Origin of the sequence: Kitasatospora putterlickiae, from assembly GCF_039527695.1 — a bacterium.
Lineage (GTDB): Bacteria > Actinomycetota > Actinomycetes > Streptomycetales > Streptomycetaceae > Kitasatospora > Kitasatospora putterlickiae.
The window spans coordinates 1-8,060 of the sequence record NZ_BAAAKJ010000137.1 but is presented as its reverse complement, the minus strand read 5'-3'; the positions used below and the strand labels follow the sequence as shown (position 1 = coordinate 8,060).

General features: G+C 71.1%; 8 protein-coding genes. 2 read left to right on the top strand and 6 right to left on the bottom strand.

Annotation, left to right across the window (positions count from 1 at the left end; genetic code table 11):
- From ABD308_RS14730 to ABD308_RS14705, 6 genes are all read right to left on the bottom strand, one after another.
- A partial coding sequence (locus ABD308_RS14730) for a helix-turn-helix domain-containing protein (protein WP_344333681.1) occupies positions 1-720 on the bottom strand: 720 nt, incomplete at its 3' end.
- A gap of 34 nt (positions 721-754) precedes the next feature.
- On the bottom strand, positions 755-1,111 hold the full coding sequence (locus ABD308_RS14725) for a hypothetical protein (RefSeq protein ID WP_344333679.1): 357 nt from the start codon (positions 1,109-1,111) through the stop codon (positions 755-757).
- A 66-nt stretch (positions 1,112-1,177) separates the two neighbouring features.
- The gene (locus tag ABD308_RS14720; protein WP_344333677.1) at positions 1,178-2,251 is read right to left on the bottom strand and encodes a hypothetical protein; all 1,074 of its coding nucleotides are present in this window, start codon (positions 2,249-2,251) and stop codon (positions 1,178-1,180) included.
- A gap of 119 nt (positions 2,252-2,370) precedes the next feature.
- A complete protein-coding gene (locus ABD308_RS14715; protein ID WP_344333676.1) occupies positions 2,371-3,126 on the bottom strand; it encodes an AAA family ATPase in 756 nt (251 codons plus the stop codon).
- Complete coding sequence (locus ABD308_RS14710; protein WP_344333674.1) at positions 3,123-4,730, bottom strand: Mu transposase C-terminal domain-containing protein; 1,608 nt, start codon at positions 4,728-4,730, stop codon at positions 3,123-3,125. Before ABD308_RS14710 ends, ABD308_RS14715 begins: the two co-directional genes overlap by 4 nt.
- A gap of 261 nt (positions 4,731-4,991) precedes the next feature.
- Positions 4,992-6,329, bottom strand: a complete 1,338-nt coding sequence (locus ABD308_RS14705; protein WP_344333672.1) for an AAA family ATPase — start codon at positions 6,327-6,329, stop codon at positions 4,992-4,994.
- 480 nt (positions 6,330-6,809) lie between these two features.
- Between ABD308_RS14705 and ABD308_RS14700 the strand changes: the two genes are divergently transcribed.
- Both ABD308_RS14700 and ABD308_RS14695 read left to right on the top strand, forming a co-directional pair.
- The gene (locus ABD308_RS14700; RefSeq protein ID WP_344333671.1) at positions 6,810-7,538 is read left to right on the top strand and encodes a hypothetical protein; all 729 of its coding nucleotides are present in this window, start codon (positions 6,810-6,812) and stop codon (positions 7,536-7,538) included.
- 267 nt (positions 7,539-7,805) lie between these two features.
- Complete coding sequence (locus ABD308_RS14695; protein WP_344333670.1) at positions 7,806-8,012, top strand: YrhB domain-containing protein; 207 nt, start codon at positions 7,806-7,808, stop codon at positions 8,010-8,012.
- Positions 8,013-8,060: the final 48 nt, after the last annotated feature.

Sequence of the window (8,060 nt, the reverse complement as noted above, 5' to 3'; positions counted from 1 at the left end):
CGCCGCGGGCGTCTTCGCCGGAGCCTTCCGTGCCCGCGACGACGAGCCGGCCGCCGGACGAGAGGCCCCGGTACGGCGCGGCGCGGCTGCCCGGCCGGGCGCAGCGGTTGCCGAAGCGGCGGGCGCGGTCATGGTGGCCGGGGAGGCCGCGGGCTGTGCCGGCGCAGAGACGGACGGGACAGGCCGCGCAGCGGCCGGGGCCGGGGCCGGCGGCGCGGCAGGGACAACGCTGGGACGACAGAACCCGCCCAGGTGCATGGGCATCCCCTGGGCCCGGTAGACCGAGGGCTGTGCGCACTGCACGCATGGCGCCGCGGCGGCCATCACCAGGGAGCCGTCCGGGTTCTGGTCCAGCATCGCCGGCGCAGGCACCGCGGCGGCGGTGGCAGTGGCAGTGGTCTGCTGTCCGGACATCGGGACAACGAGGGCGGGGACGGGCTCGGGCGCGGGTGGCGCGGGGGCGAGTTGGGCGGCGATGCCCTCCAGCAGCTTCGCGTAGGCGGCGCGGCCCTCGCCCTGGGGGTCACGTTGTCCGCTCTCCCAGGCGGTGAACGTGCTCGCGCTCACCTTGAGGGCCTTGGCGGTCTCGGCCTTGCTCAGCCCGTACTCGGTGCGCAGGCGTGCACGCTCGGCCGGCTCGGGCAGCGGCATCGGGCGGCGCGGGCCCGCCCCGAGCAGGGCATCGATCGCTTCGTGGGCGTGCGTCGGGGTTCCGGTCATCTCCGCTCTCCCTCTCCTGTCCCTGTGCGCGGTGTCAGGCCGCGCGGTACTGGCCGCGCTGGACCCGAACCACGCGCCCGCCCTTCAGCAGGGCGTCGATGTACACGGAGGCGCCGTTGCTGGTGGTCTTCTTTCCCGCGTCCGTCATCGCCCGGGCGATCTCTCCCAGGGTCATCGGCTTGTGCGATACCTGAAGGATCTTGACGATGGCGTCCCCCTTCGTCAGCTCCTGGATCTCTTCTCCCTGGACGAGAGGAGTCTGGGCGAGCTTGCGGAGGGCCTCGAGCTGTGCCTTCAGGCCCTCGATCCGCGCTCCGAGCAGATCCCGTTCCCGCTGTGCCTCTTGGAGTTCCTTCTCGACCTGCTGCAGGTCTCTGCCGTAGGGAGTCATGAGAGAACTCTAGCAACAGTAAGCTTCAAATTTAGAACAGCATTAGGCAGTTGACTCTAATGGAGTCTATGGACTGCCGGTCCCGGTGCCGCGCCGGTCCTCGTGGACGCCTGCGGGCCTCGGGGCGGCGCCCTCTGGGATGCGCAAGGCGCAACGGCGCGCCAGGGCGCTCAGAGCGTCCGTGCGCAGGGCCCCGAACAGGCGCGACTGCGGCCCGGGGCCCTCCAGGCGCCGGTGATGCCCGGCGGCGAGCAGCGGCGCTCTCAGGCATTCGGGAACAGTGAAGGTTTCGTACGCGCCGCCGGACCGGATACCGCCCGGGACGTCGCAGAGCGCCGGCGGAAGGGACAGGGCGGCGGCATCGTGCGCGAGGTCCTGCAGACGTACGCCGCGCAGGCGGGACACCTCGGCCCCGGTGACCCACTGCGCGGCCAACGCACCGGCGTAGACGGGGTGGACGCCATGGCGGCGGATCGTGTCCACCATCGCGCTCGACGGCGAGCCTGCGACGGGAGCGCCGCCACCACTCTGCGGTGGCGCGGGCACCCCGTCCATGGCACAACATGTCCGGGACGGGGCCCTGTGCCCTGGGGAGGGGCAGCGCTCCAGCGGATGGTGGAACGCCTCTCGGGCAGCGTCGAGGGTGTCGACGACGCGGTGGTCGAGGCTGTTCAGCAGGAGCTGCAGGTCGTCCCCCAGCGTGGGGGTGTGCCAGACGAGGGTGAGGGCGGCACCGGTGGCGGTGTGCAGGTCCAGCAGGTAGTTCAGGTCGACGCGCAGGTGCGAGCGCAGCACGATCACGTGGCGGACGGCCTCGGTCCACATCCAGACCCGTACCGCATGCTCGGCCTGTACCTCCCGTGTCAGGCCCTGGGCCCGCAGCCCGGCCACAGACCGGCCGAGGGCGGTGAGGTGGTCGTGCAGGAGGACGACTGTGCGGGCCGTTCCCACGGTGGGGTGGACGGTGATGGTTCCGGCCCGGGGCCGGTGGGCGGCCAGCGCGGCGGCGGTGAAGCGGACGTCGTCGTCGCGGTCCAGGACCACCGTCACCGGCGGCAGGACGCGCCGCTGCGAAGCCGCCAGGACGGTTGCGGGGTCCAGCAGCAGGTCGACGGCCAGGTACCGCGCCGTCGACGCCACCTTCCCGGCAGGTGGCCGCCGGCACTGCGGACAGCCGGCGTCGGCCACGCCCACCGACGTGCCGGCACCTGTAGGGCTTCCCGGGCGGGGCGCGCCGTCCGGGGACGGCTGGCGGTGGTTCATAGTCGGCTGAAGGCCCAGCCGAGGACCTCGCGGTCCACCCGCTCGCGGCCGGTGCGTTCCAGGCCGAGGCGCACGTGCGCGGTCAGCTGGGCCCAGGCGCGGAAGTTGCCGTGGGCGGCGTGCTGGTCGGCGAAGGCGATGTCCTCGGGGTCGGCGCCGGCCCACACCGGGTGGAACAGCGGGATGACCGAACCGACTTCCTCGGTCGTGAGGCGGGTGAAGTGCTGCCAGATGAAGACGCGGGAGGAGAGCATCGGCTCGCGGCGCAGCACCTGGTGGCAGCCTTCGCCGCCGACGAAGACGATGGCGAGCTGGGTGTAGGGGTCGTCCCAGAGGTAGCGGAAGTACTCGAAGGCCTCGCCGCTGAGCCACTGGGCCTCGTCGACGACGAGGGTGCGGGGCTTGAGTGCGAGGGCTTCGCGCAGGAGGGCGTCGAACTCGCTGGGGCCGCGGGGCGGGGTGCCGGGCAGGTCGAGGGCGGCGAAGAGTTCGTGGCGCACGGCTCGGGGGGTGGGGCGTACGCGGAAGGTGATGCGGCGGATGTCCTCGGCGGGGTCGAGGTTTCGCAGGCAGGTGTTGACGGCCAGGGTCTTGCCGAAGCCTGCGCCGCCGTGGACGCACATCATCGCGCGGGCGTCGATCGTGTCGGCGAGGTTGTCGCGGGCGGCGAGCAGGGCTCGAGTGGTGACGATCTGGGCGCCGGGCAGGTTCAGGTACTGGTCGCTGGCCTGGGGTGGGAGGAGTCCGGTCACGGGGTCGGCTTTCGGGTCGCTTCGGTGGCGGGTCGGGCGGTGGGGCTGATGGCGGTGAGCAGGCCGGGCGGGGTCTTCCAGTCTTCGGGTGGGACGGTGGGTGCGATGAGGTCGGGCCGGGCGAGGGCGGTCAGGTCGGTGTGGGTGGAGGCGGCCAGTTCGAGGCCGGCCTCGGCGGCGGTGAGGGCGCCCAGCGTGCGCGGGGCCTCGGGCCGGGTGGCGGCGGCGTAGCGCTCGTGACGCTGGGCCTGGGCCTGTTCGAGGTCGCGTCTGAGGCGGCGGGTGCGGGCTGTGCGGGCGCGGCGGACCGCGGCGATCTGTTCGGGGGTGGCTTCGTCGGCGAGGTGGGCGGTGGCCAGGTGGCGGCCGGTGGCGGGGTCGAAGAGTTCGATCTCGTGCAGGTGGTGGGGCATGTGGCGCACCCGCACCCGGGTGCCGGTGCGGCCGGTCATCCACGGGGCGACGTAGTAGCGGTTCTTGAACCTCACGCCGCGGGTGGTCACCGGGCGGGGCTCGGCGCGGTCGTCCTCGAGGGTGAACGTCCACAGGTCCCCGGGCGGGATGTCCCTCACGGGTGCGGGGTCGCCCTGCCACGCCTGGAGCGGAGTCCTGCCCTTGAGCGGAGCCGGGCGGCGCTCGGTGTTCCACCACCCCGCCCAGGCGATCAGGCCGGTGGTGAACTCCTCGAAGGACAGCAGGCCGTGTCGGTCCGCAGGGCGGGGGCGGCGGCCCGGGCGGGGCTGGTGCACGTAGCCGGGCAGCGCGGCCAGGTGCATCCGCTCCACCGAACGGTTCAGCCCCTCCACCGTGCCCTTCAGGTGCGGGGTGTAAGCCGGAAGATCCTCTACCTCGACCTTCAGCAGCCCGAAAGCGGCGGTCACCGTGCGGGACAGGAAGTCGCCTCCCCGGTCCATGCGGACGGTCGCGGGCAGGCCGCCGACAGGGCCGTAGGGGTCGGTACGCAGCACGGCGGAGCGCAGCGCGGCCAGGACGGATTCGCGGGAGGGCCGGCCGGGTGTCACGGCGAGGCCGGCGATCGCGTTGGTCGCGCAGTCGACGTACCAGGTGATCCACGGCTGCCGGGCCTGGCCGTCGACGTCCACCAGCACGGGGGCCTGTTTGTGGTCGGTCTCCCACACGGCGTTGCGGTGTCCGCGCGGGCGGGTGAGGAACACGTCGTGCTTGCGGGCCGCTCGCTCCCCCGCTGCCAGGCCCGCCCGCTCCCCGGCGCTCAGGTCCCGCCGGATCGCCCGGCGCAGCGTGGTCAGGGACGGCGCGCCCGTCGCCAGAACCGGGGCCGGGGCGCAGGTGCCGGCCGGTTCGGCGCCGGGCGCGATGGGAGGCTCCTGGGTTCGTGGGGTGTCGTCGGCCGAGGCGGTCGGGGTGAGATCTGGCGTGGTGGCGCGGGCAGCGAGTTCGCGCTGGACGGCGGCGACGTTGCCGCCCCACAGGGCCAGGAGCTGACGAACCTCCGCTGTGACGGTGAACCTCGTCGTGGCCGGGGCCCGGCTACCGGGAGCCCGCGCGGCGCCCTTATCCTGTTCGGCCGCGGCCAGCCACCGCCACACCGTCCGCCGGGACACCTCCAGGCAGTCTGCGGCCACTTGAACATGACGGGTCGTCAGGGCGCCCTCCGCCCGAAGGGCGAGAAGCCGGCACACGGCTGGGCCGCGCATCGCAATGAGCGACGCCTGCGGCAGCCCGGCCGGACCGGACTCGGCAGGCACACTCGTGCCGCTCTCGTGAGGTGCCGTCATCACTGTCTTCCTCGGTCGAGAAGGGTGTCCGCGCTATCCCGGGCACAGATGTGCCAGAAGCCGCGAGCCAATTCGTTCAGCGCTTGCGGTGCGGGGTACCGGGAGCGCCTACACGGGTGGGCCCAGGCGCTGGAACAGGCCGCGCAGCAGGGCCCGGTCGAGCGGCGTGCGGAAGTCGGCTGCCAGGGCCGTGTGCAGATGGGTGGTGAGGTTGGCCCAGACGCGGAAGGTCCCGCGCGCGGCCCGCTTGTCGATCCACGCAAGGTCCTGCGAGGTCAGGACCCGCCACAGTGGATGGAACGCGCTCACCGTCTCGGCCACAGCAGCCGGCGGCAGGCGGGGCACCTCCTGCCACGCGACGACGCGGGACGCCAACTGCGGCAGGCGGCGCAGTGCCCGTTCGCTGCCGGCCCCGCACAACACCAGCGCGAGCCGGGCGCCGGGATGGTCGCACAAGCCCTGCAGATACTCCAGGCACGGCACCGGCAAGCGCTGAGCCTCATCCACGACCAACACCGCAGGCACCGCGAGCGAGGACAGCACCCGGGCATCGGCCTGCGCCGAGCGGTGCGGGAACCGGCCGTGCTCCCCCAAGGCGAGGGCGTCGAACACCGCACGACGCAGTTCCGTCACCGAGGAACGCACCGGCGCCTGAACCCACAGAACACGCCGGCTGGGCTCAACGGCACCAAGCCCCACCTGGACCGCCACGGTCTTGCCGCGGCCCGCGTCACCGAACACACAGCACACGCCATCAACCGCCACAGCCGCTCCGAGCGCCTCGGCCACCTGCCGCACCGCCTGGGTGCCGACCACCGTGCCGCCCGCCGGGAGCACGACACCCGGCACGCCACTCAGTTCCCCTGCCGGTGTCTTCTCGTGGGTGGCCACCGTCCGCGCCCACGCGGCCAGCGGATCGGGACCCACCGGCTCGCCAGGGGCAGGCCTGATACGGGGAACAGCCGCGGCACCACCGTCCTGCGGGCGCTCCAACGCCAGGTCGGCCAGCGCTTGGCGGTCCCGCTGCCGGGTCCTGGCCTGATCCGCCACCTGACGGGACGGAAGCTCCCGCCCCGCCTCCAGATCCCGCTTCACCATCCGGTGGACGGTCGGCAGCGAAGGCACCGTCGATCCCTCAGGAGCGGTCGCCCTCAGATGCCGGTAGAGCGCCGCGACAGTTCCGCCCGCCTGCCCCAGGACAGTCCATGCCTCCTGCGACAGTTCGAGCCTGGGCCGTGGCCGGCGGTCCGTGCGGCCCTCGTCCTTGGCCGCCTTGATCCATCTCCACACCGTGCGTTCCGTCACCGAGGCGGCCTGCGCACCCACGCGCACATGCGCGGTCGTCAACGCCCCCATGGAATCGAGCTCGAGCAGACGCGCCACCAGGAGCGGCCGGTCCACCGACACGACAGGCAGGACATCAGCCAGCGCGGACGAAGCGGCCACCACAACCCCCAACGAAGGGACACCGATCACGAAGAGCCTGGGAAGAACCCGGACACCCTGATCACACCCACCCCACGTACCGCCCGACATAAGAACAGCCGAACTCATGACACCACTCGGATGATGCGGTATATCGCCCCGTGACACCGCTACAAGCCAGTAAGCACCATCGTCATGACACCAGCGACACACCACCAGCCAACGCCACCAACCTGCTACACCACACCCAAACCTGACGGTCCATCAGTTCCAGCACCCACCGGAGACACCAACCCGGCCGATCGCAAGCAGGGGCGTCCCGTCTCAAATGATCTTGACCGTTTGTCAAATGATCTTGACGGACGACGGGTTTCTGTCATTCGATCTTGATCGGTGGCGGGGGTCCAGATGGCAGTTGCCTTAGCGGACCACCGCCCGTCACAGCCAAGATCACCTACCACCTGGGCGGCCTCGGTCGGCGGCATGCCGTAGGGTCCGCGCATGATCATGCGTCCCACCGGCCGGGCGGACGGGCCATACAGTGCCGCCTTCCTCCCGCAGCAGCAGATGACCCTCAGGGCGGCCGAGCAGCCGATATCCGAACCGGTGGCCAAGCTCGGTGGTCAACCCGTGTGGCTGGACGGGCCCGCATGGCCGGTGGATCCCTCCACCGGCAACCCACTGGTGTTCATCGGCCAGTTCCCGGTCCCTGGAGACACAGTCCGCCTGGCCTACCTCTTCGTCGACGAGGAAGACCGGATCATGGGAGGGACCAACCCGGAGGCCGGCGACGCGGTCCTGCTCGTGCAGCCCGACGGCCGCATCCCGCCCTCCACCGTCATCGGGCCACCGGGCACCCAGGGACGGACGCTGTGGCGCTGGGGCCCGGACGAATCCGAGATCCCGGTCGAGTGGCATGTCGACCTGCAGCCGGTAGCACCCGAGATCGACCGCTCGATCAACGACCAGGCGGCGTTCGAGCGGAGCCTGCGAGGCGAGAGACCGGCCGCCGAGGTGCCCGATGGAGAGGACCTCCACGACTACATGGGCGGCGCCGCCTGCTACCCCAACCTCTTCGCGCGAGTCGAAGCTCCGTGGCAGTTCCTCTTCAAGATCAGTGACGCACCCGATGACAAAGATCCGTACTTCCTCAACTTCGGATACGGATACGGCTACGGCTTCGTCAGCCCCGACCACCGCGAAGGCCGCTTCTTCTGGGAGTGCTCATAGACACCCAACCCCGCAAACCCGTGACGCGTTGACCAGCCAGCCAGCACCCACAGCCCCGTCAAGATCGTTTGACAATCGGTCAAGATCATCTAACACGGGACAGGGGCCTGTCCCGTGTTAGATGATCTTGACCGTTGCCAGATGATCTTGACGGACCGCAGGTTTCCGCCACGTGATCTTGGTTGACGGTCGGGAATCCGGTTGACCGGTAGCGAATGATGAGAGTGTGATCTCCAAAACGCGCGCCGTCGAGCTCGTCGAGGCACTGTGGCCACAGAGCGGCTGACATGGGCGGGAGAGGCCCCCGACCTGGCCGTCTACTACGTCTACTACGTGGAAAAGCACTCGGTCGGCTGGGCCGTCTTCTGGAACTCCGCGGAGTACGCCCTCACCCGTGATTGGCGCCACTGCCTCATTGGGAGCGGCCCGTACCTCGTGGACCTGCAGGACGGCAGCATCCACCACATACCCTGAACCGCACCGGCTTGGTCGGAGACTCTATGGTGTGGCTGTGACCAGGGG

Bases quoted from the DNA above. Each gene is read 5' to 3' on its own strand.
- ABD308_RS14725 (WP_344333679.1), bottom strand. From the start codon at position 1,111: ATGACTCCCTACGGCAGAGACCTGCAGCAGGTCGAGAAGGAACTCCAA.
- ABD308_RS14700 (WP_344333671.1), top strand. From the start codon at position 6,810: ATGATCATGCGTCCCACCGGCCGGGCGGACGGGCCATACAGTGCCGCC.